Genomic DNA, 20,802 nt, shown 5'->3' on the forward strand with positions numbered 1-20,802 from the left:
GATCGCGCCTTGACAGGTCGTGCATCCTCTGCAAATTTTTACACCAGAGAAAAAAATTTACAGGGAGAGGCGGGCGGGTGATGCGGGCCAGTGGCGTTGCCGCAATCGACGAGGAAGTCTCCCTCGCCACCCGGGCGGCCTGGCTCTATTTCGCCGGCGGCTTCACCCAGGCGGAGGTTGCGGCGCGGCTCAACGTGCCGAGCGTCAAGGCCCATCGCCTGATCTCCCGCGCCAGCCGTGACGGCCTGATCCGCGTCTTCGTCGACGGGCCGGTGGCCGAATGCTTCCAGCTCGAGGAAGAGATCAAGCGGCGCTTCGGCATCGCCTTCTGCCATGTCTCGCCCGACATCGGCGAGACCGGCCTGCCGCTGAAGACGCTCGGCCTCGCCGGAGCCTCCTTCCTGCGCTCGCAGCTGGACGCGGGTCACGAGGTCATCGGCGTCGGCCATGGCCGCACCCTTGCCGCCGCCGTCGCGCATCTGCCGCAGGTGCCCGGCGCCAGCGTCAAGTTCGTGTCTCTGCTCGGCGGCCTGACACGCAAGTTCTCCGCCAGCCCCTTCGACGTCATCCACCGCCTGGCCGAGCGCACCGGCGCCGAGGCCTACCTCATGCCGGTGCCGGTCTTCGCCAACACGGCCGCGGACCGGGCCGTGCTGCTGGCGCAGATCGGCATCGCCGACGTCTTCGCCATGGCCCGCACGGCGACGCTGATGCTGGCCGGCATCGGCGAGGCGCGGGCCGAAGGGTCGCTCGTCACCTCCGGCATGATCGGCCTCGACGAAGTGGCCGAGCTCGAGCGCGCCGACGTCCGGGGCGAGATCCTCAGCCATTTCCTCGGCGCCGACGGCCGGGTGATCGAGACGAGCCTGTCGCAGCGCTCGATCTCGCTCGGCGTGGAGGATCTGCGCGGCCGCCGCGTCGTCGCCATCGCCGGCGGCCCCAGCAAGACCAGCGCCATCCGCGCGGTGCTCAACAGCGACTTTTTGAAGGGACTGATCACCGACGAAGCAACGGCTCGTCGCCTCGTCGGTCCGATACCTGGAGCCTGAGGTTCCCAATTCCAACACAAGAGCGGCGCAACCGCCCGCAACCGATCACGGGAGAGAACCATGTCCGAAAAGGCGAAGGACTTCTTCAAGCAGTTCAAGGCGGGCAGGATCAGCCGCCGCGAGCTGATGGAGGGCGCGGGGAAGCTCGGCATCACCGCAGCGACCGCCAATTTCATGCTCAACGCCGCGGCGACGAACGCCATCGCGGCCGATTTCGACTGGCAGAAGTTCAAGGGCAAGTCGATCAAGCTTCTGCTGAACAAGCATCCCTATGCCGACGCGATGATTGCCGACATCGCCAACTTCAAGTCGCTGACCGGCATGGATGTCACCTATGACATCTTCCCGGAGGACGTCTATTTCGACAAGGTGACGGCCGCCCTCTCCTCCAAGTCCGACCAGTACGACGCCTTCATGACCGGCGCCTACATGACCTGGACCTACGGCCCGGCCGGCTGGATCGACGACCTCAACGAGTACATCAAGGACCCGGCCAGGACCAACCCGAACTATGCCTGGGAGGACGTGCTGCCGGGCCTGCGCGCCTCCACGGCCTGGAACGGCGTGCCGGGCGGCGAGCTCGGCTCGGCCGACGCCAAGCAGTGGTGCATCCCGTGGGGCTACGAGCTCAACTCGATCACCTACAATCGCAAGATGTACGAGAAGGCCGGCGTCGAGCCCGCCAAGAACCTGCCCGACCTGGTGGAGAAGTCCGCCAAGCTGACCAAGGACCTCGGTGGCCCCTATGGCATCGGCGTCCGCGGCTCGCGCTCCTGGGCGACGATCCACCCGGGCTTCCTGTCGGGCTATTCGAACTACGGCCAGCGCGACCTCAAGGTCACCGACGGCAAGCTGTCGGCGGCGATGAACACGGCGGAATCGAAGGCCTATCACAAGCTGTTCGTGGAGATGATCCAGAACTCCGGCCCGAAGAACTGGTCGACCTACACCTGGTACCAGGTCGGCACCGATCTCGGCGCCGGCGCCTCCGCCACCATCTTCGACGCCGACATCCTCGGCTACTTCATGAACGGCGGCGACAACAAGGAGAAGGGCAATCTCGGCTTCCACGCCTTCGCGGCGAATCCGGACGCCAAGGCCCCGACCCCGAACGTCTGGATCTGGTCGCTGGCGATGAACGCCTTCGGCAAGCAGAAGGACGCTGCCTGGTACTTCATGCAGTGGGCCTCCTCCACCGAGCACGACATGTTCGGCGCCCGCAAGATGGACTTCGTCAACCCGGTGCGCGCCTCGGTCTGGAAGGACGAGGAGTTCCGCGCCCGCATCGACAAGTCCTACAACGGCTACCTCGCCCAGCATGACGCTTCGGCGCCGGGCGCGAAGATCTACTTCACCGCGCAGCCCCTGTTCTTCGACGTCACCACCCAATGGGCGGAGGCGCTGCAGAAGATGGTCGCCAAGGAGGTGCCCGTCGACGAAGGCCTCGACCAGCTCGCCGCCTCCATCGACAAGCAGCTCAAGGATGCCGGCCTCGGCTGAGCCGAAGCAGGCCGGACGCCTCGCGGCGCGCGTTTCCTCCGCGCGCGCCGCGACTCTTCTCCTTCCAGCGCAGGACCCCGCGCCATGACCGCCATCGCAGAGCCAGCCCGGCGCCGCCGCAAGGCGCAGGTCCTGCCCTATCTCCTCAGCCTGCCGGCGCTTCTGGTGTGCATCGGCATCCTCGTGCCGTTCGTCACCGCGCTCTATTATTCTATGCTGCGCTTCCGCCTGAACATGCCGGCGATGAAGGGCTTCATCTGGTTCACCAACTACCTGAACTTTCTGTCCGACCCCGAGTTCTGGAACACGGTGCGGGTGTCGCTGGTCTACACCGTGCTGACGGTGGGCATCGAGCTCGTCTTCGGCCTGATGATCGCCATGCTGCTGGTCAAGCGCAGCCGCTTCAACAACATCGCCTCGATCCTGCTGCTGCTGCCGCTGATGACGGCGCCGGCCATCGCCGCGCTGATGTGGAAGCTGATGACCAACCCGAACTTCGGCGTCCTGTCCTACTTCGTCCAGAGTCTGGGTTTCGAGGACTTCAAGTGGGCCTCCGACACCCGCACGGCGATGTTCACCGTGGTGCTGGTCGACGTCTGGGTCTACACGCCCTTCATCATGATCCTGCTGCTCGCCGGCCTGCGCTCGCTGCCGCAGCAGCCCTTCGAGGCCGCGGCGCTCGACGGCGTGCCGCGCCGCTTCGTCTTCTTCCGCATCACGCTGCCGATGCTGATGCCCTACATCATCACCGCCTCGCTGTTCCGGCTGCTCGACAGCATCCAGCAGTTCGACATCATCTACGCCATGACCCAGGGCGGGCCCGGCAACACCCTGATGGCCTTCCAGGTGCGCGCCTATATCGAGTTCTATTCCTACACCAATGTCGGCAAGTCGGCGGCGCTGCTCGTCATCCTCTGGGCGGTCACCTATGCCTTGTCGAACCTCTTCATCAAGCACTGGCTGAAGCTGCGCGAGCGCGCGCACGGCGCGGCGTAGGGGGCGACCATGGAACACACCTCCGCCCTCGAACGGGCCGTCCGCGCCATCCTGATCACCCTGGTGCTGATCTTCTTCCTGTTCCCGATCTTCTGGATCTTCCTGATGTCGTTCCAGACGAACGAGGACATCCTGCGCATCCCGCCGAGCCCATTCTTCTCGCCGACCCTGTCGAACTACCAGGCGCTGATCACCGGCAAGCTGGTGTCCGTGGCCGGTACGCTCGACATCGCATTCATGAAGAACCTGTGGAACAGCGTGCTGCTCTCCACCGTCTCGGTGGCGATCTCGCTGCTGCTCGGCGTGCCGGCGGCCTATGCCTTCGCCCGCTTCAAGTTCCGGCTGAGCGAGGACATCGCCTTCACGCTGCTGTCCTTCCGCTTCGCGCCGCCGCTCCTGGTGCTGCTGCCCCTGTCGCTGTTCTTCCAGAGTCTCGGGCTGACCGACACCTATGTCGGCCTGATCTGGGTCTACCAGCTCATCGCCCTGCCGCTGATCCTCTGGATCGTACGCGGCTATTTCGAGGACATCTCGCCGGACATCGAATATGCCTACCGCATCGCCGGCCACAGCTGGTGGCGCACCTTCACGCGCATCGCCGTGCCGCTCGCCGGGCCCGGCATCGCGGCGGCGGGGCTGCTGGCCTTCATCTTCTGCTGGAACAATTTCGTGTTTGCGCTGATCCTGGCTTCGGCCGACAAGCAGCCGGTGACGGTCGGCGCCCTCGCCTTCGTCACCGCCTCCGGCATCCAGTACGGGCAGGTCGCCGCGGCGATCGTGCTCTCGGTGACCCCGACCCTGCTGCTGGCCCTCTATGCCCAGCGCTACCTGGTCGAGGGCCTGTCGCTCGGCGCAGTGAAGGGCTGACCCATGGCTCAGATCGAACTGCAAGGCCTCGCCAAGGCATTCAAGACCGGCAGCGTGTTCCATGACCTGTCGCTGGCGGCGGAAGAGGGCGAGATCGTCGTGATCTTCGGTCCCTCCGGCGCCGGCAAGACGGTGCTGCTGCGCCTGATCGCCGGGGTCGCCGATCCCGACGCGGGCGCCATCCACCTGGAGGGCCGCGACGTCACCGATGCCCCGCCCGAGACGCGCGGCGTCGGCATGGCCTTCCAGAACTTCGCGCTGTTCCCGCACATGAGCGCCTTCGACAACATCGCCAGCGCCCTGACCGCCGGCTCGACCCCGGCCGGGACGATCAAGACCAAGGTCGATGCGGTGGCGCGGCTCCTCAAGATCACCCATGTGATGCAGCACCAGCCGCGCGAGCTTTCCAACGGGCAGAAGCAGCGCACCGCCCTGGCCCGCGCCCTGGTGGCCGACCCCAAGATCCTGCTGCTCGACGACCCGCTGCGCAACGTCGACGCCAAGCTGCGCTACGAGATGCGGCTGGAGCTGCCCTCGCTGCTGAAGGCCTCGGGCTCGACCGTGCTCTACGTCACCCAGGACTACAAGGAGGCGATGGCGCTCGGCGACCGCATCGCCGTGCTGCTCGACGGCGGCTTCGCCCAGGTGGCGACGCCGACCGAGATCTATCGCGAGCCGGCCTCGCTCGGCGTCGCCCGCCTGTTCGGCGACCCGACCATCAACCTGATCCCGGTCTCGCCCAAGGCCTCGCCCTCCGGACCGCGCATCGAACTCGGCGGCAAGATCCTGCATCTGCCCGAGCGCTATGCCGACGCCGCCGGCTCGGATTGCACGCTCGGCCTCAGGCCGGAGTCGATCACGGTCGAGGATCTGGCGACACCCGAGAGCTTTCCGGTCGAGGTCGTCGCGGTGACGCCGCTCAACGAGAAGACCGTGCTGCTGCTGCGCACCGGCGACGGCCGCGAGATCCTGGCGTCCGAATCCGGCAACGAGGAGGCGCCGCGCCGCCATGGGCCGGCCCATGCCCGCTTCGACGGCGAGACCGCCCTCCTGTTCGACACCGCCACAGGCCGCCGCATCGCACCGCGGACCTCACTCCGGGAGCAGCCCCTTCATGTCTGACACGGCTCTCTCGATCGACGCCGTCGACAAGATCTACCAGCGCCGCGGCAAGCCGCCCGTGCATGCCGTGAAGGCGCTGAGCATGGCGGTGAAGAAGGGCGAGATCGTCGCGCTGCTCGGCTCCTCGGGCTGCGGCAAGACCTCGACGCTGCGCATGATCGCCGGCTTCGAGGGGGTCAGCCGGGGCTCGATCTCGCTGGCGGGCCGACGCATCGAGCACCTGCCGCCGGCCGGGCGCCGCGTCGCCATGGCCTTCGAGGGCTACTCGCTCTATCCCCCGCTCACCGTGCGCGACAACATCGCCTTCGCGCTGAAGTCCTCGCGCATGGCGCAGGACGAGATCGCCCGCGCCGTCGGCGAGGTCGCAGCCCTGGTCGAGATCGAGGCGATCCTCGACCGCTATCCCTCCTCGATCTCCGGCGGCCAGCAGCAGCGCGCCAGTCTAGCCCGCGCCCTGGTGCGGCGCGCCGACCTCTATCTGCTCGACGAGCCGATGGGCCAGCTGGAACCGCAGCTGCGCGCGGTGCTGCGCGGGCGCCTCAAGAGCCTGCTGGTCGAGCGCGGCATGACCTCGATCTTCGTCACCCACGACCAGACCGAGGCCAACGCCCTCGCCGACCGCATCGCGGTGATGGAGGGCGGCGTGCTGCAGCAGTTCGCCAGCCAGAAGGAGTTGAAGGACCGCCCCGCCAACCTGTTCGTCGCCACGTTCATCGGCGAGCCGCCGATGAACGTCTTCGACGCCGCCATCGAGGCGGGCGAGCGTCTGCGTATCGCCGTGACCAACGGGCCGACGCTCGAGCTCGGCCCGTCCGACCTGCCGCCGCCGGTGCGCGAGGCGATCGGCCGGCGCACCAGCGCGGTGATCGGCGTGCGCCCGCATTCGGTCCGGCTCGGCTCCGGCCCGAACGAGGCGCGCGTCGTCTCCAACCAGTGGCTCGGCGACCAGAGCCACCTGGCGCTCGACGTCGCCGGCAAGCTGCTGGTCGCGGTGTCCCATGCCGCGGTCCCCGCGCGGCCGGGCGAGACCCTGCGCTACGATTTCCAGGCCGCGGACCTGCACGTCTTCGATGCGGCCAGCGGAGCGGCCGTGTCCCACGGCAGGGAGGTGGCGTGATGGGCTCGGGAAAAGGTTCCGGACACGTCGCGGTGCCCCCCTCTCCCGGCCGGGAGAGGGGCAGGGGTGAGGGCCTGATCGGATCGGTGATCGGCAATACCACCGATCACCGCAGCAACCGGCATCGTCCTCTCCTGGCAGGTCTAGTCCCTCACTCCTGCCCCCTCCCAGTCGGGAGAGGGGTGGCGCGCGAGCGTAACCCATGACCCGCGACATCCTCATCGGCATCGATGCCGGCACCTCGGTGATCAAGTCGGTGGCGTTCACGCTCGCCGGCGAGCAGGTCGCCATGGCCTCGCTGCCCAACAGCTACGCCACGCCCGGCCCCGGCCAGGTCGAGCAGGACATGCTGCGCACCTGGGCCGACACCGCCGCGACGCTGCGCCAGCTCGGCGAGATGGTGCCGAACCTCTCGGCCCGCACCGCCGCCCTGGCGGTGACGGCCCAGGGCGACGGCACCTGGCTGATCGACAAGGCGGGCGAGCCGGTCGGCGGCGGCCTGCTCTGGCTCGATAGCCGGGCCGCGGCCGACGTAGCCGAATACATGGCGACGGACGCCTATGCCCGGCATTACGCCCTCACCGGCTCCGGCCTCAACGCCTGCATGGCCTCCGGCCAGATCGCCTGGCTGAAGCGCCACCAGCCCGAGCGCATCGCCCAGGCCGCGACCACGCTGCATTGCAAGGACTGGCTTTATTTCAAGCTGACCGGCGACCGCGCCACCTGTCCGTCCGAAGCCAACTTCACGTTCGGCAACTACCGCACCCGGGAGTACGAGCCCTTCATCCTGGAGGCGATGGGCATCGCCGACTGCGAGCGCCTGCTGCCGCCGATCATCGAGGGCACGCGGGTGGCCGGCAGCCTCGGCGCCGCGGCCGCCTCGGTCACCGGCCTGCCCACCGGCCTGCCGGTGGTGCTCGGCTATCTCGACACGGTCTGCACCGCCCTCGGAGGCGGGCTCTACGACCGCGACGGCAGCGTCGGCGTCTCGGTGTTCGGCTCCACCGGCATGCATATGCGCTTCGCCCCGACGCCGGACGATGTCCGCCTCAACCCGGACCGCTCCGGCTACACCAAATGCTTCCCGGTGCCGGGGGCCCTGGCGCAGATGCAGTCGAACATGGCGGCGACGCTCAACATCGACTGGCTGCTGGACGTCGCCCGCGGCGCCGCCGCCATGGCCGGCACGCAGGTGACGCGCAAGGACCTGCTCTCCGGCATGGATGCCCACGTCCTCGGCGCCACGCCGGGCGCCGCGCTCTATCATCCCTACATCTTCGAGGCGGGCGAGCGCGGCCCGTTCCTCGACCCCAACGCCCGGGCCCAGTTCACCGGCCTGTCGACCCGCACCAGCTTCGCCGACATGATGCGCGCGGTCTATGAGGGCCTCGCCTTCGCCGCGCGCGACTGCTACCTCGCCACCGGCTCGATCCCGCGCGAGGTGCGGCTCGGCGGCGGCGCGGCCCGCTCCTCCGCCATCCGCCTCATCCTCGCCTCGGCGCTGGACGCGCAGGTGCGCACGGTGCAGCGCGAGGAGGCCGGCGCCGCCGGCGCCGTGATGATGGCGGCCGTCAATCTCGGCCTCTATCCCGACATGGCCGCCTGCGCCCAGGCCTGGGTCACGCCGCTGCTCGGCGAAGCCACCGCACCCGACCGCGACCTGACCCGCCTCTACGGCGAGTTGTTCGAGGTCTATCGCACGGTCCGCGCGGCGATGCCGCCGGCCTGGGCCGCTCTCAATTCCATCAGACAGGAACGAACGCCATGACCGCATCCATCGTCATCATCGGCGACCGCTTCATGCTGCCCGGCATGTTCGAGAAGGCGCTGCGCGACAAGTGCGGCGAAGGGCTCGACATCCGCTCGCACGAGATGCCCTGGCCGGACGAGCCCATGGAGCACGGCTATGCCAAGGCCGGCATGGACGGGCTGAAGGAGTACCAGGGCGACGCCGACGAGATCGTGGCGATGATCGGCGACGCCGAGATCGTGGTGACCCAGCTCGCTCCCTTCTCCGCCGGCATGATGGACCGCCTGCCCAACCTCAAGTTGATCGCCGTCTCGCGCGGCGGACCGGTCAATATCGACATGGCGGCGGCGCGCGAGCGCAAGATCCGCGTCGTCAACACGCCCGGCCGCAACGCCAGCGCGGTCGCCGAGTTCACCATCGGCGCCATCCTGGCCGAGACGCGGCTGATCACCCGCGGCCATGAGAGCCTGCGCAGGGGCGAGTGGCGCGGCGACCTCTACCGGGCCGACCTCACCGGCGAGGAACTGTCCGAGATGACGGTCGGCGTGGTCGGCTACGGCCATGTCGGCACCAAGGTCGTGCGCCTGCTCAAGGCCTTCGGCTGCCGCATCCTGGTGCACGACCCCTATGTGCAGCTCTCGGTCGACGACCTCAACGACGGGGTCGAGCAGGTGTCGATGGACAAGCTGATCAGCGAAAGCGACATCGTCACGCTGCATGCGCGCGTCACCAGCGAGACCCGCGGCTTCTTCGGCAAGGACCAGTTCGCGGCGATGAAGCCGGGCGCCTTCTTCGTCAACACGGCGCGCGGCCCGCTGGTCGACTATGCCGCGCTGACCGAGGCGCTGAAGAGCCGGCACCTGCGCGGCGCCGCGATCGAGACCTTCGCCATCGAGCCCGTGCCGCCGGACTGGGAGCTGCTGCAGCTCGACAACGTCACGCTGACGCCGCACATCGCCGGCGCCTCGGTCAAGACGGTGAAATATGCCGCCGAGCGCGCAGCCGAGGAAGTGCGGCGCTTTCTCGCCGGCGAGCCGCCGCTCAACCCGTGCTGAACGACGCCGGAGCCCGCGACGCCTGGGCGCGGCCGGTCACCCAGTCCGAGAAGCGGGCGACTAGGGGCTCGGCCGCGCGGCCTTCGGCGCACAGGCAATAATAGCTGCGCGAGGCCTCGACGCCGGCCTCGAACGGGCGCACCAGCCGGCCCGAGCGCAAGTGCTCCTGCGCCGGGAGATCGCTGACCAGCGCCACGCCCCGCCCTTCCAGCGCCGCGGCCAGGGCCATCGGCAGGCTGCCGAAATGGGCGTTGCGCCGCGGAGCCCCGGCGACGCCGGCCGCCGCCAGCCAGCGCCGCCACTCCGCCCCGTCATCCTCATGCAGCAGCCAGTGGCCGGGCAGATCCCGCGCCGCCCGCAGCGGCGCGGCGCCGTTGAGCAGGCGCGGGCTGCACACCGGCCGCAGCACCACGTCGGCCAGGCGCCGCCAGCGGCAGCCCGGCCAGGGCGGATTGCCATAGACCACCGCCACGTCGCACTCGCGCCAGTCGACCTGCGCCATCTCCGCCGCGGGCAGCATCCGGAAGGCGGCAAGGCCGGCAGTCTCGGCGAACTCGAACATGGCCGGCGCGAGCCAGGAGACCGCCAGCGCCGGCGGCACCGCGACCGTCAGGGACCGCGCCGCCAGGCTCTCGACCGGCGTCGCGATCGCCGCGGCGCAGCCGTCGAGCTCCTCGAAGGCGGCGGCCACCGAGCGGCGCAACGTCTGGCCGGCCTCGGTCAGTTGCAACGTCCGTCCCCGGCGCGCGAACAGGGCGGCACCGAGCCCCTCCTGCAGCGCTCGGATCTGCTGGGAGACCGCTCCGGGCGTGACATGCAGCTCCATCGCGGCGCCCCGCACCGAGCCGATCCGCGCCACCGCCTCGAAGGCCCTGAGATAGACGAGGCCCTGCAGCCGCTTCGTCACCCGATCGTTCGCTTTCGCTAAATCCGCACCGTCGAAATCATATGGTTTGTCGAACGGTTGTCGAGATCTTAGCCTTGCCCCGACCTGATACCGGAGCTGCTCGCATGGCAGGCGAAACCTTCATCAAGGCGCGGCCCTTCGACTACCCCTATGACGGCCGGCTCGATCCGGCCGCTACGGCCCTGCTGGTCATCGACCTGCAGATCGACTTCCTCTCGCCGGACGGCTATTTCGCCCGCAAGGGCTACGACCCGGCGCCGCTGCGCGCCATCCTGCCGGCGGTGAACAGCGTCATCGCCGCGGCACGGGCGGCCGGCTGCCCGATCATCCACACCCGCCAGGGCTATCGCGCCGACATGGCCGACATGACGCCCTATGAGCGCTGGCGCCGCCGGCGGGCCGGGCTGGAGGGCACGCAGGTACTGCTGCGCTCCTCGCCCGGCTACGACATCGTGCCGGAGATTGCGGTGCTGCCCGAGGACATCGTCGTCGACAAGACCGCCAACGGCGCCTTCACCCACACCGACCTCGACCACGTTCTGCGCGCCAGGGGCATCACCCACCTGCTCTTCGCCGGCTGCACCACGGATGTCTGCGTCGGCACCACCATGCGCGAGGCGGCCGACCGCAACTACCAGTGCCTGCTGATCGAGGATGCCTGCGCCAGCGGCGACGCCTATGCCCATGCCGCGGCCGTCCACATGGTCACGGTCGAGGACGGCATCTACGGCGTCGTCTCGACGGCGGCCGACGTCGTCGCCGGACTGGCCGCCCTGCCGCCCGGGCGCTGAGGAAGAGCCCGTGCCCCTCTTCATCTCGCTGATGCGGCTGACCCGGCGCGGCCTCGAGGAGATCGGCAACTCGCCCGAGCGCGCCCGCATCAGCGCCGCCCGCGTCGAGAGCCTGGGCGGCAGCAGCCTCGGCTTCTACGCCACCATGGGCGCCTACGACTTCGTCCAGATCTTCGAGATGCCGAGCGAGGCGGCGATGATGGAATATCTCGTCGCGGCCCGGCGGGACGGCCATGTCGAGCCGCTCGTCCTGCCGGCCTTCGACGGCGAGGATTGGCGCTCGATCGTCGGGCGGGCGCTGGCGGGCTGAGTCGTCGGACCGTCGCGGGAACATCGCGCTCAAGGTTCGATGCGTGCCGTCGCCCGTGGCATCGGCCCCGGGCGGAAGCGGTTCGGCCTTCCGATTCCCCGCTGCGAGCAGCGTGGCGTACGGCGGCCGTCGCAAACGATCTCACGGCCGACGACATCGGCGCGGACCGCACGGATATCCAGCGCACGCCCGGTGCAGTCCGGGACGACGAAACGGTCCCGTTGCCCATCGATCGATTGGCGGTCGGCGCCGGACAGGCTAACCTGCGGGACCCGGACCGGTCCGGGCCGTCCCCGTCCCGCCGCGCAGCGATGCCAGCCCATGTCCCGTTCCGAACTCGACCGCCTTCTCGACCTTTCCGCGCGCATCGGCGCCGATCCCGCCCTGGTGCAAGGCGCCGGCGGCAACACCTCGATCAAGCAGGACGGCACCCTGGTGATCAAGGCCTCCGGCGCCTGGCTCGCCCAGGCCAGGGAGCAGCCGATCATGGTGCCGGTGCGCCTCGGCGCCCTGCTCGACGCCGTGGAGCGTGACGACCCGGCTGCCGAGAGCTGCGTCGACTTCGTCGTCGCCGAGAACAATCCACTGGGATTGCGCCCCTCGATCGAGACCACCATGCACGGCGTGCTGCCCCAGCGCGTCGTCGTGCACGTCCACTGCGTCGAGACCATCGCCTGGGCCGTGCGCGAGGACGCGAGGACGGCGCTGGCCCCGAAGCTCGCCGGCTTCGACTGGGCCTTCGCGCCCTATGCCCGTCCCGGCCGCCCCCTCACCCGCTCCATCCTCGACAATCTGCGCCCGGGCGTGAACGTGCTGGTGCTCGGCAATCACGGCCTCGTCGTCGCCGCCGACACGGTGGCGGAGGCCGAGGCCCTGCTCGCCGCCGTGTCGGAGCGGCTGCGCCTGCCGGTCCGCACCGCTGCCGCCGCCGACGCGGGCGCCCTCGAGCGCGCCGCGGCCGGCTCGCATTACCGGCCGGCCGCCGACCCGCGCACCCATGCCAGCGCCACCGATCCGGCCAGCTTCCTCATCGCCACCGCCGGCTCCTTCTACCCCGACCACGTCATCTTCCTCGGCCCGGCGGCGGTGCCGCTGGCGCCGGGCGTCGCGCCCGACGCGCTGGCCGCCCATGCCGGCCGCCCGGCCCTGCCGATGATCCTGGTCGAGGGCGCCGGCGTGCTGCTGCACGACACCGCCACGCCCGGCGCCGCCGCCCTCGCCCGCTGCCTCGCCGACGTCGCCGCCCGCATCGACCCGCGCGCCAGGCTGCGGCTGTTCTCGCCGGCGGAGGAGGATGCGCTGACCAATTGGGACGCGGAGAAGTACCGCCAGGCGCTGGACAGGAAGGCGCAATAGCCGGCGCTACGGCCCGGCCGTGGCGTCGCGCCGGCGCAGCGCCCGCAGGATCTGCGCGACGACAGCGTCCACGGGCGGTTCGACGCCGACCGTGATCACGTCGGCCTCGTCGGCACCGGGGCGCTCCAGCGTCGCGAACTGGCTCTCGATCAGGATTGTCGGCATGAAGTGGCCCTTGCGCCGGCCCATGCGCTCGCGCACCTCGGCCGGCGTCGCATCGAGGAAGACGAAGGTCACCGCACCGCCGGCGCCTTGGCGGATACGGTCGCGATAGGCCCGCCGGAGAGCGGAACAGGCGATCACCACGCCCCTGGGATAGGCCGCGGCGTCGGCGAGACTGGCCGCCACCCGGGCGAGCCAGGGCCAGCGATCCGCGTCGGTCAGCGGCTGGCCGGCGGCCATCTTGGCGACGTTCCCGGGCGGATGCAGGCTGTCGCCGTCGACGAAGGAGATACCGAGGCCGGCGGCAAGGCCTGCGCCGACCACCGACTTGCCCGAGCCGCTGACGCCCATCGCCACTAGGCGGAACCGCGCCTCGGGTGCTGTCGCGTCCGGGATCGTGTCCATGGCCTCTCCCCCTGTCGCCGCCCCCCGCCCCTCGGACGCTGACCTCGCTACCGTCCGGTCCGGCGCGTCTGGAAGCTACCTCCCCTGTTGGGCCGGCGATAGTGCGCGTGGCGGAAGAGTCGCGCAGGCCCTGTGGCAGGTCGGCTGGACGGCCCCCTGGAATGAGACAGCTGAGTCCGGATGACAGGGGACGGCCGGGTTGTGAGCCTGTGGTCCCGGGACCTCGCGGTCCTCGATCAGCCCTGCCAGGGATCGACGGCGATCACGCCGGTTCCCTCGAAATCCCTGACGTTCCGCGTCACGACGGTCAGGCCACGAACCAGGGCCGTGGCCGCGATCAGCGCGTCGGCCTCGTTGCGTCGGTCGGGGACATGCAGATGTGCGCAGCGGGTGGCCACCGCGTCGTCCACGGGCAGGATGCGTCCTTCGAATTCGGGTCGGATGCGCGTGTCGAGCCAGACCCGAAGGCGAGCGCCTTGTGCGGCATCGCGGCGCTGGACGGAGAGGACGCCGCGCTCCAGCTCCAGGATGGTGATCGCCGAGATGGAGAACTTCGCCGCATCCTCCGCGCCGATCCATGCGACGACCTTGGCGTCCGCCTTGCCGTCGCCGATCTTGCGCAGCTCGGAGACGACGTTCGTGTCGAGGAGATAGCTCAAGAGAGGTCGACCTCGCGCGGCGCGATCCCGGCACGCGGCGGATCGAAGTCGATGTCCGACAGGCCGGGCATGGCCAGCGCCTCGATGAGGCTGCGGCGCTCGCCGGTCAGGCGCTGAAACTCGTCATAGGTCATCAGCACATGCGAAGGCTTGCCGCGGTCGGTAATGACCACCGGACCCTTCCGGGCGGCCTTCTTGGCGCGGCTGACGTCATGGTTCAGCTCACGGCTGGAAAGGGTCGTGATGCTCACGGCGCACCTCCATGTAGGCAACTGCCTACATACGGCGGATAAGATCGAAATTCCAGTGGTCAGCCGCGACGCGCCGCCTGCGCGCGCCGATACGCGCCGATGCCCTCCTGGCCGGGCCGAGAAGCACCTCTCCGGCGACGCGCGCCTGGGCGGAGCGCATCCATGTGCGACACGGCGATCGCCTGCTGCCGATCGGTCGTGACCGTGGCGCTTCCGCAGCGGCGCGGGGACGGATTGCCGATGAGAGCAAGGCGGCCGAGCCGGGGCATGATCGTGCCTCCGTCGAACGGTACCGGGCTTGGACGTCGCAACGTTCGACGGGCAAGGGCGGTCAATGACGCCAGCTCTGCGGGGTTGCAGGCAGGTCTCCCGTGACGTCCACGTGGGCGGCGCCGCCTGCCTCCAGCGGCGCCTTTTCGGAGAAGCTGAGATCGAGGAGACGGCCGTCATCGGTGAGGAGTTGAATGTCCCTGCGGCCGAACACGCGGGTGAGAGCGATCGCGGGCAGCCTGATCTCGCCGCAGCAGACGATGCCGACCGGTTGTCTGAAGAAGCCGTCAAAATCGTAGGACACGCGTGCGATCTCTTCGCCGTTGCGCCTGAGCATGCCGCTCCCTGAGATGCCGCCGAGATAACGCATGATCGAGTGCCTCCGAAGTCCAGAGGGGCCGGCCATGCAGGCCGACGCGCCCCTGCATGTCGACGGCCCCTGAAAGAGCTGCTCGGGGCTGCGGTCTGGAATGAAGTCAAATCCCCGCCACGAGTGTGGATTTCACCTGTCGTGGAGCCGAAAAACACTGCAGATCAGAGATTCAGAAAATAAACTTCCGAAAACACCACCGACCAATCCAGCGTAAATCCAGGCGCCAAACCTCCATGCACTCGATCAACATGGGCTTTTGTGAGCATAAATACAAGCATTTCCTGGAAAATTTCCTCAAGGCGCGGAGACGATAGACAAAATATCCCGCAAGCAAGCGAGCCTTGACAGGCCTCTTCATCGGAGGAGACGTGCGACCGGGCGGGGCCGGCCGGAGGACGTCTGTAGCCATGGAAAGGAAAATGGCCGCGGATAGTTTTGGGAGCGCGCAATTTTCGCTGAATGACGATCGAGGATCAATGTATCCTGAAATAATTATCTGCCGGCCATCCACTTTCGTGCTATGGTGATTTTGATCATATGCGATCAAAAAATTCTTCGTCCAGGCGTGCTTTTACGAAGCCCCCCGTCCGGCTCGCTGTTCGCCGCGCGCATTTTGTCTTCAGCGAAGCGCGAATTCACGCGGGTTCGGAAAATTCTATCAGGACATCCAATGGAACATCACAGATTTCAAGTCGGTGACAAGGTCTCGCTCATGGGCGACCCTCGCGCCATGGCCCACGGCTCCGGCTACACGGTCAGCCGCCTGCTTCCCGCGGCAAGAGTCGAGCCGCGCTACCGCATCAAGCGAAGCATCGAGGCTCATGAGCGGGTCGCGGAAGAGCATGAGCTGCGAAGCGCGGAGCTCGGTCGGTGAACCAGCGCACGACGAGAGCAGCACGGGCTATGCGGTTTGGCGCGATCGTGCGCGCCGGCGGAGAGCCGACATGACCATCCGTACGTCCCGCGGAACCACAACCTTCACGAGGCCGTTCGAGCTGGAGGGATTTGCCGCGCCCCAGCCGGCCGGCGAGTACCGCCTCGACTGGGATGAGGAACTCATCGAGGGGGTTTCGTTCCTCGCCTACCGGCGTGTGGCGGCGCTGTTGTACCTGCCTGCCATCACGGCCCCGCAAGGCCGCGTCGAGGTGGTCACCGTGCTGCCGTCGACGCTCGACGCCATGCTGGAATATGATCGCCGTCCCGCGTGACGAAGGTCTGCCCCGGGACGGCGATGGCCCGGGCGGCCGGGCGCCCCGGTTGCCCCAGCGGGAATTTCCCAGGATGAGATCGGTCGGCCGGCAGATTTGAACTGACGCGCCTGCGGCAGTGGAATGTGCGTATGTAATAATATTTTGAATTTCCTTGTATTTTTGTCCGCGGAGGACCATACTTAAAAAGTAGATAAATAGACTTTTCCCGGAGACAGGCCTTCTGCATGGCTGAAGATAATTGCGCTTGTCTGCCCGGTTAACGGAGAATCATCATGAACACCAAGTCGCTGATATGGATCAAGCCCGCCTTGTTCGGCGCGGTTGGCGGTGCTGTCGCGCTCGCCGTCGTCGGCTTCAACTGGGGCGGATGGATGACGGGAGGCAGCGCCAAGACCATGGCCGACAATCAAGCGCAGACCGCCGTCGTGCTCGCCCTGACGCCCATTTGTCTGGATTTGGCGAAGCGGGACCCCGACTTCACCGCGAAGCTTACGGAGCTGAAGAAGGTCTCCGCCTACGGACGCGGCGAGGAGATCGTGAAGGCCGGATGGGGAACGACGCTCGGCACGCTGGAAACCAACAAGCTGGTCGCCCGCGCCTGCGCGGACAAGCTGGTGCTCTGAAGGTGGGAGTCGTCGCAGCCGGGATGAACGGCCCATACTGTCGCCGGCCCCCATTGCCGGCGCCGCCGTTCCTGGTGCTGCTTGTCGAGCGGGACCTCGGTTCTCGGCTGAGGAGCGCGCACGAGCTGCTCGACGACGGATACGAGGTCGTCGAAAGCGAAAGCGCCAGCGAGGCGATGAGCGTCCTCGACAGCCGTGACGACTTCGATGCGATGATTGCCGACGTCCACCCGGATCAGGCTCCGGGTGGCTTGGCGTTCGCCCGTTACGTCGCCAACCGTCACCCGTCCATGAAGATCCTGGTTGTCTCCGACTGGACCGAGGCACATGCCGAAGCGAATGCGATCGCGGTCGGGTTCCTGCCGAAGCGGCATTTCGCCGGCGCCCTGACCCGGCAAATGCGCGGTCTGCTCGCGCAAGCACCGACGCCCGTTGCGACGGCTTGATGCAGGTTCCGATGCCGGCGGAAAGGGCCCCTCTCGACACAGCGTCCGTGGGGCGCCCCGGCGTCCGGGATTTTCCTTCCTTGGCGGGTGCGAAGCGCTCCAGTGCGTCGGTGCTGTCCCCCAACGCCTCCGCGGGCTCCGGACCATCATACCGGTCAAGCCCTGCCGACCGGTAGCAGAGTTCGAAAGGCTGGACCTTCGGCAGGCGCGGGTCATTCCACGCGGCGAAGCGGTGCGGGACGGAGAAGGAGAGTTGTCGTGACGACCGAGGCGAGGCTGATCTACAGCAGTTCGAATGGAGACAGATGGCTCCTCGTCCCTCAAGAGGGCTCGGGCTGGCCGCGCGTGAGACATGAGCCGAACCGCTCTTCGGGCGGCCTTGCAGCCGAGATCGAGATCGCCGACTTCCTGTTGCGCGACGGCCGGGGCCCGCAGCATGATGCGCTGCGGGTGCTTCTCGGCACTTCGCTCTTCCCAGGCGGCAAGGACGAGCGCGGGCTCCGCACCGCGGCGCCGGATGCCCCCGAGGCCGGCCGGATTACCGCCGCGCAGATACGGGCCGGCCGGGGGCTGCTCGGTTGGTCCGAGGACCGGCTGGCGCAGGAAGCCCAGCTGGAGCGCGACGAACTCGCGGACTGCGAAAGCGGGCGTGGCACGCCTCCCTATGACCATCTGGTGCGGATCGGCCGAACCCTGGGGTTGGCGGGCGTCGTGCTGATCGGCGAAGGCGAGATCACAGCCGGCGGCCCCGGTGTCCGGATGGGGGCCCTGGGCACCTCGACGGGCTACCCCGGCGAAGCTCCGGAATCGGACCTCAACGACAACGATCGGTCGGATGAGGCGGCGCGGGCGAACGCGGCGAGATAGCGGTGCCGGCATGGGGCGAGCCACTCCCCGGTCCGGGCGAAGTCGCCGACGGCACGCGGACAGTGGAGCCGCGCCCGGCGATCGGCGGCGCAGGCGCCTTCACCACCCCCGGGGCTACAGCCTCGGGCTGCGGGCTGGATCGTCGGTTCGCCTGTGGACGTCCCGCCGCCCGCGGCGAGCAGATCGGATCGTCAAGCCGCACCGATCGACCGATGCGGGAACTCCCCCCTCCCGCCCGACGAGCAGCCGCCGCAGATAGCCCTGCTCGCCATTACGGGGATGGTTTACTTAAATCTTCGATTAAGTAAACCATCCCCGTAATTGTGATCGCCGTAATCGCGATCTGGATCTGGGACGAGATCGACGGCGGACTGACCGTTTCAAATCGATGCACAACCTGTCTGACGAGGCGCTGGGCGAGCAATGGGGGCGCCCGTAGCTGACTCTTCTCGCGATGGCCGGCATCGGTGGTGAGCCCATTTCAATCCCTATCCATCGCTCGGCAGCAAAGCCGTTTATTTCGAGCAGAATATCGGCATCCGGGGGACTCTCCGTAGATATACGCAGGTTCATCGTGCCACCAGCCATTGGCGCGCCCTCGAAATAGCTTCGCATCAGAGTCTTCACTCACTTGATACTATCATAATTCATTCAAACTAACGCAAGGATACATCATTATATAAGACTTAGTCCACCATTTATTCATACAAATTTCATTTCAATTCACAAAAATTTCGACAGCAATAGGTATATACTTCATGAATCTTTACGTAAAAACAAGTTGATTTTCTAAATTTATTGATCAGAATGCAATTGCGCTGGGCCTTTCAGATGGATATCCAGCTACGTAAACTGGAGGTAATGGTCGTGGCCAACATCGTTGGACCGCCTGGATCCGCTATTCGGAATCGACCGATCACGTCTGAACTTCGCGACATACTAATGGCGGCCGCAGACGCGGTCGGAGTTGACCGGGTCAGGATCACCTCTGGCGGCCAGCCCGGCACGACCGGCGGGCGAACCGGCTCTACGCGGCACGATGGCGGCAGGGCCGCGGATCTTCAACTCGAGCAAAACGGTAGCACGCTCTCTTTCACAGACCAGAATGGCGGGCCAATCATTGAAGGATTTGTGACGGCTGCCGCAGCACGTGGTGCCACGGGGATCGGCGCAGGTGTCGGTTACATGGGAAACAAAACCCTTCATATTGGGTTCGGCCTCACCCCATCGGACGACTCAAAGCTCGTCTGGGGCGCGGGCGGCAAATCGGCAAACGCGCCGGACTGGTTGAGAAGAGCCGCCCGGAAAGGATGGGACAATCCCCCAGCAGCTATTGCCCAGGAGATCGTCGCAGCCAGAGAGCCGGGCCGCTATGTGGTGATTGCCCGAGGAGGCCTGCGTCTGCGCAATGGGCCGAGCCTTAGCTTCGATGCCACCAGAACCCTCGGCGCCGGAACTGAGGTTACGGTCTTGGGTTTCGATGGCCCGGCTGCGGATTGGGCGCGCGTGGACCTGGAAGACGACGGCCTGATCGACGGGCATGTGTTCGCGGCCTTCCTGACCCCCGTGGATGCTCATGCCGTCGATGAGGCGGCGGAAGAAGAGCCCACCGCCTGACGCAGTTCGAACGGACGTTCCGCTCGCCTTACATGTCGAGCTCTCTACCTTGATCGACGGATGCATGGTCATGCCGAAGGCGAACGACATACAATGGTTCAAGGGAGAATTCAGTGCCGATATCAATGCCGCAGTCTCGGGAACGCCGTTCGACGTCGACATGATCGTGGCGATAGCCTGCCAGGAGACCGGCTATATCTGGTCGGTTTTGAGAAAAAAGACACTTTCACGTGACGAAATATTGGCCCTCTGCGTGGGAGATACGATCGACTATGCGGGGCCAAACAAGGGCCGCCAAGCCTTTCCCAGAAACAAGGCTGCTTTGCTTGCAAGGCCGAACGGCGAACGAATGTTTCAGATCGCCCGAACCGCGCTCGTCAGCATGGCGGCCTATGTGCCGGGGTATGAAAAGGCAGTCACCAATCCGGACAAGTTTTGCCGCGGTTACGGCGTGTTCCAGCGCGATCTGCAGTTCTTCAAGGGCGATCCCGATTATTTTCTTGAAAAAAAATACGAATACTTTTCGAAATCTCTGGAATTTTGCCTAAAGGAACTAAAGTCAAAGGCAGAGAATTTAGGATTGAATAATAAACCTCGGTTATCCGACATGGAATTCGCCAGCGTCGCAATTGCGTACAACACCGGACATTATGATCCGAACAAGGGACTGAAGCAGGGATATTTTGACGGTAACCGTTACTATGGTGAGTACATTTATGATTTCGTGCGGCTATCCCGCAACGTCGGCTCGACTGCTGCTCCGCCGCTAGCACTGGGGCGTTATGTCGTTGCGGCACGTGGGGGATTACGCCTTCGCAACGGTCCCGGTCTCGACTTCGCGGTGACGAAAACACTCAGCCCGGGTACCGAGTTGACCGTGGTCGGGTCCGATGGTGCGGAGGGTGAGTGGGCACGTGTGGACCTCGAAGGCGACGGACTCGTCGACGGGCATGTTTTCGCCTCTTTCCTGGTGGCCGCTGCCGCTCAGCCAGATAATTATGAGCATGCCGAAGAGCCCGACGAAGAAGCCGTTTCTTGGAGCCCATCCTGAAAGGGTTGAGCGGTTGAGGTGCGCGTGCTTCCAAGGGGTTGTTCAGG

23 protein-coding genes are annotated in these 20,802 nt (G+C 66.9%); 18 read left to right on the forward strand and 5 right to left on the reverse strand.

From position 1 onward, the window contains the following. The first annotated feature begins 80 nt into the window (after positions 1–80). From AC27L4_RS10450 to AC27L4_RS10485, 8 genes are all read left to right on the forward strand, one after another. A complete protein-coding gene (locus AC27L4_RS10450; RefSeq protein WP_487142916.1) occupies positions 81–1,049 on the forward strand; it encodes a sugar-binding transcriptional regulator in 969 nt (322 codons plus the stop codon). A 60-nt stretch (positions 1,050–1,109) separates the two neighbouring features. Then, the gene (locus AC27L4_RS10455; protein ID WP_487142061.1) at positions 1,110–2,549 is read left to right on the forward strand and encodes an extracellular solute-binding protein; all 1,440 of its coding nucleotides are present in this window, start codon (positions 1,110–1,112) and stop codon (positions 2,547–2,549) included. 84 nt (positions 2,550–2,633) lie between these two features. Beyond that, positions 2,634–3,545: a carbohydrate ABC transporter permease gene (locus AC27L4_RS10460; protein WP_487142062.1), complete on the forward strand. Its 912-nt coding sequence runs from the start codon at positions 2,634–2,636 to the stop codon at positions 3,543–3,545. A gap of 9 nt (positions 3,546–3,554) precedes the next feature. Continuing rightward, positions 3,555–4,412 (forward strand): carbohydrate ABC transporter permease, encoded by an 858-nt coding sequence (locus AC27L4_RS10465; RefSeq protein WP_487142063.1) that lies wholly within the window; start codon positions 3,555–3,557, stop codon positions 4,410–4,412. A 3-nt stretch (positions 4,413–4,415) separates the two neighbouring features. Next, the gene (locus AC27L4_RS10470) at positions 4,416–5,534 is read left to right on the forward strand and encodes an ABC transporter ATP-binding protein (protein WP_487142064.1); all 1,119 of its coding nucleotides are present in this window, start codon (positions 4,416–4,418) and stop codon (positions 5,532–5,534) included. Then, positions 5,527–6,651, forward strand: a complete 1,125-nt coding sequence (locus AC27L4_RS10475) for an ABC transporter ATP-binding protein (RefSeq protein ID WP_487142065.1) — start codon at positions 5,527–5,529, stop codon at positions 6,649–6,651. The genes AC27L4_RS10470 and AC27L4_RS10475 overlap by 8 nt, the downstream gene beginning before the upstream one ends. Positions 6,652–6,853: 202 nt before the next feature. After that, positions 6,854–8,419: an FGGY family carbohydrate kinase gene (locus tag AC27L4_RS10480; protein WP_487142066.1), complete on the forward strand. Its 1,566-nt coding sequence runs from the start codon at positions 6,854–6,856 to the stop codon at positions 8,417–8,419. After that, a complete protein-coding gene (locus tag AC27L4_RS10485) occupies positions 8,416–9,456 on the forward strand; it encodes a 2-hydroxyacid dehydrogenase (RefSeq protein ID WP_487142067.1) in 1,041 nt (346 codons plus the stop codon). The genes AC27L4_RS10480 and AC27L4_RS10485 overlap by 4 nt, the downstream gene beginning before the upstream one ends. Here the strand turns inward: AC27L4_RS10485 and AC27L4_RS10490 are convergent. Beyond that, complete coding sequence (locus AC27L4_RS10490; RefSeq protein WP_487142068.1) at positions 9,443–10,363, reverse strand: LysR substrate-binding domain-containing protein; 921 nt, start codon at positions 10,361–10,363, stop codon at positions 9,443–9,445. The two genes, AC27L4_RS10485 and AC27L4_RS10490, sit on opposite strands and share 14 nt — an antisense overlap. Positions 10,364–10,467: 104 nt before the next feature. On the opposite strand from AC27L4_RS10490, the gene AC27L4_RS10495 reads away from it, so the two are divergent. From AC27L4_RS10495 to AC27L4_RS10505, 3 genes are all read left to right on the forward strand, one after another. After that, positions 10,468–11,154 carry a cysteine hydrolase family protein gene (locus AC27L4_RS10495; RefSeq protein WP_487142069.1) on the forward strand — a complete coding sequence of 229 codons (687 nt, stop codon included), beginning with the start codon at positions 10,468–10,470 and terminating at the stop codon, positions 11,152–11,154. 10 nt (positions 11,155–11,164) lie between these two features. After that, the gene (locus AC27L4_RS10500) at positions 11,165–11,464 is read left to right on the forward strand and encodes a GYD domain-containing protein (RefSeq protein ID WP_487142070.1); all 300 of its coding nucleotides are present in this window, start codon (positions 11,165–11,167) and stop codon (positions 11,462–11,464) included. A 321-nt stretch (positions 11,465–11,785) separates the two neighbouring features. Continuing rightward, positions 11,786–12,820 carry a class II aldolase/adducin family protein gene (locus AC27L4_RS10505; RefSeq protein ID WP_487142071.1) on the forward strand — a complete coding sequence of 345 codons (1,035 nt, stop codon included), beginning with the start codon at positions 11,786–11,788 and terminating at the stop codon, positions 12,818–12,820. A 6-nt stretch (positions 12,821–12,826) separates the two neighbouring features. On the opposite strand, the gene AC27L4_RS10510 is transcribed toward AC27L4_RS10505, so the two are convergent. From AC27L4_RS10510 to AC27L4_RS10525, 4 genes are all read right to left on the reverse strand, one after another. Further along, the gene (locus AC27L4_RS10510) at positions 12,827–13,387 is read right to left on the reverse strand and encodes a gluconokinase (protein ID WP_487142072.1); all 561 of its coding nucleotides are present in this window, start codon (positions 13,385–13,387) and stop codon (positions 12,827–12,829) included. Between the two features lie 236 nt (positions 13,388–13,623). Further along, entirely contained in the window at positions 13,624–14,046 is a 423-nt protein-coding gene (locus AC27L4_RS10515; protein WP_487142073.1) for a PIN domain-containing protein, read from the reverse strand. Then, positions 14,043–14,297 carry a type II toxin-antitoxin system Phd/YefM family antitoxin gene (locus AC27L4_RS10520; RefSeq protein WP_487142074.1) on the reverse strand — a complete coding sequence of 85 codons (255 nt, stop codon included), beginning with the start codon at positions 14,295–14,297 and terminating at the stop codon, positions 14,043–14,045. The genes AC27L4_RS10515 and AC27L4_RS10520 overlap by 4 nt, the downstream gene beginning before the upstream one ends. Before the next feature lie 331 nt (positions 14,298–14,628). After that, positions 14,629–14,937: a hypothetical protein gene (locus AC27L4_RS10525; protein ID WP_487142075.1), complete on the reverse strand. Its 309-nt coding sequence runs from the start codon at positions 14,935–14,937 to the stop codon at positions 14,629–14,631. Positions 14,938–15,460: 523 nt separating this feature from the next. Here AC27L4_RS10525 and AC27L4_RS10530 point away from each other — a divergent pair. From AC27L4_RS10530 to AC27L4_RS10560, 7 genes are all read left to right on the forward strand, one after another. Further along, entirely contained in the window at positions 15,461–15,814 is a 354-nt protein-coding gene (locus AC27L4_RS10530) for a hypothetical protein (RefSeq protein WP_487142076.1), read from the forward strand. Between the two features lie 70 nt (positions 15,815–15,884). Beyond that, positions 15,885–16,148, forward strand: a complete 264-nt coding sequence (locus tag AC27L4_RS10535; protein ID WP_487142077.1) for a hypothetical protein — start codon at positions 15,885–15,887, stop codon at positions 16,146–16,148. A 275-nt stretch (positions 16,149–16,423) separates the two neighbouring features. Then, complete coding sequence (locus tag AC27L4_RS10540; protein WP_487142078.1) at positions 16,424–16,774, forward strand: hypothetical protein; 351 nt, start codon at positions 16,424–16,426, stop codon at positions 16,772–16,774. A gap of 23 nt (positions 16,775–16,797) precedes the next feature. Continuing rightward, positions 16,798–17,220, forward strand: a complete 423-nt coding sequence (locus tag AC27L4_RS10545; protein WP_487142079.1) for a hypothetical protein — start codon at positions 16,798–16,800, stop codon at positions 17,218–17,220. 258 nt (positions 17,221–17,478) lie between these two features. Beyond that, entirely contained in the window at positions 17,479–18,087 is a 609-nt protein-coding gene (locus tag AC27L4_RS10550) for a helix-turn-helix domain-containing protein (protein ID WP_487142080.1), read from the forward strand. Positions 18,088–18,894: 807 nt separating this feature from the next. Then, complete coding sequence (locus AC27L4_RS10555) at positions 18,895–19,704, forward strand: SH3 domain-containing protein (RefSeq protein WP_487142081.1); 810 nt, start codon at positions 18,895–18,897, stop codon at positions 19,702–19,704. Positions 19,705–19,774: 70 nt separating this feature from the next. Next, positions 19,775–20,755 carry an SH3 domain-containing protein gene (locus tag AC27L4_RS10560; RefSeq protein ID WP_487142082.1) on the forward strand — a complete coding sequence of 327 codons (981 nt, stop codon included), beginning with the start codon at positions 19,775–19,777 and terminating at the stop codon, positions 20,753–20,755. The last annotated feature ends 47 nt before the right edge of the window (positions 20,756–20,802 follow it).

It is taken from the genome of Labrys sp. Lb11, from assembly GCF_057554225.1.

Bases quoted from the DNA above. Each gene is read 5' to 3' on its own strand.
- AC27L4_RS10460 (WP_487142062.1), top strand. From the start codon at position 2,634: ATGACCGCCATCGCAGAGCCAGCCCGGCGCCGCCGCAAGGCGCAGGTC.
- AC27L4_RS10525 (WP_487142075.1), bottom strand. From the start codon at position 14,937: ATGCGTTATCTCGGCGGCATCTCAGGGAGCGGCATGCTCAGGCGCAAC.
- AC27L4_RS10505 (WP_487142071.1), top strand. From the start codon at position 11,786: ATGTCCCGTTCCGAACTCGACCGCCTTCTCGACCTTTCCGCGCGCATC.
- AC27L4_RS10455 (WP_487142061.1), top strand. From the start codon at position 1,110: ATGTCCGAAAAGGCGAAGGACTTCTTCAAGCAGTTCAAGGCGGGCAGG.
- AC27L4_RS10495 (WP_487142069.1), top strand. From the start codon at position 10,468: ATGGCAGGCGAAACCTTCATCAAGGCGCGGCCCTTCGACTACCCCTAT.
- AC27L4_RS10480 (WP_487142066.1), top strand. From the start codon at position 6,854: ATGACCCGCGACATCCTCATCGGCATCGATGCCGGCACCTCGGTGATC.
- AC27L4_RS10510 (WP_487142072.1), bottom strand. From the start codon at position 13,387: ATGGACACGATCCCGGACGCGACAGCACCCGAGGCGCGGTTCCGCCTA.
- AC27L4_RS10540 (WP_487142078.1), top strand. From the start codon at position 16,424: ATGAACACCAAGTCGCTGATATGGATCAAGCCCGCCTTGTTCGGCGCG.
- AC27L4_RS10470 (WP_487142064.1), top strand. From the start codon at position 4,416: ATGGCTCAGATCGAACTGCAAGGCCTCGCCAAGGCATTCAAGACCGGC.
- AC27L4_RS10530 (WP_487142076.1), top strand. From the start codon at position 15,461: ATGGTGATTTTGATCATATGCGATCAAAAAATTCTTCGTCCAGGCGTG.
- AC27L4_RS10560 (WP_487142082.1), top strand. From the start codon at position 19,775: ATGCCGAAGGCGAACGACATACAATGGTTCAAGGGAGAATTCAGTGCC.
- AC27L4_RS10465 (WP_487142063.1), top strand. From the start codon at position 3,555: ATGGAACACACCTCCGCCCTCGAACGGGCCGTCCGCGCCATCCTGATC.
- AC27L4_RS10485 (WP_487142067.1), top strand. From the start codon at position 8,416: ATGACCGCATCCATCGTCATCATCGGCGACCGCTTCATGCTGCCCGGC.
- AC27L4_RS10555 (WP_487142081.1), top strand. From the start codon at position 18,895: ATGCAATTGCGCTGGGCCTTTCAGATGGATATCCAGCTACGTAAACTG.
- AC27L4_RS10475 (WP_487142065.1), top strand. From the start codon at position 5,527: ATGTCTGACACGGCTCTCTCGATCGACGCCGTCGACAAGATCTACCAG.
- AC27L4_RS10545 (WP_487142079.1), top strand. From the start codon at position 16,798: ATGAACGGCCCATACTGTCGCCGGCCCCCATTGCCGGCGCCGCCGTTC.
- AC27L4_RS10450 (WP_487142916.1), top strand. From the start codon at position 81: ATGCGGGCCAGTGGCGTTGCCGCAATCGACGAGGAAGTCTCCCTCGCC.
- AC27L4_RS10535 (WP_487142077.1), top strand. From the start codon at position 15,885: ATGACCATCCGTACGTCCCGCGGAACCACAACCTTCACGAGGCCGTTC.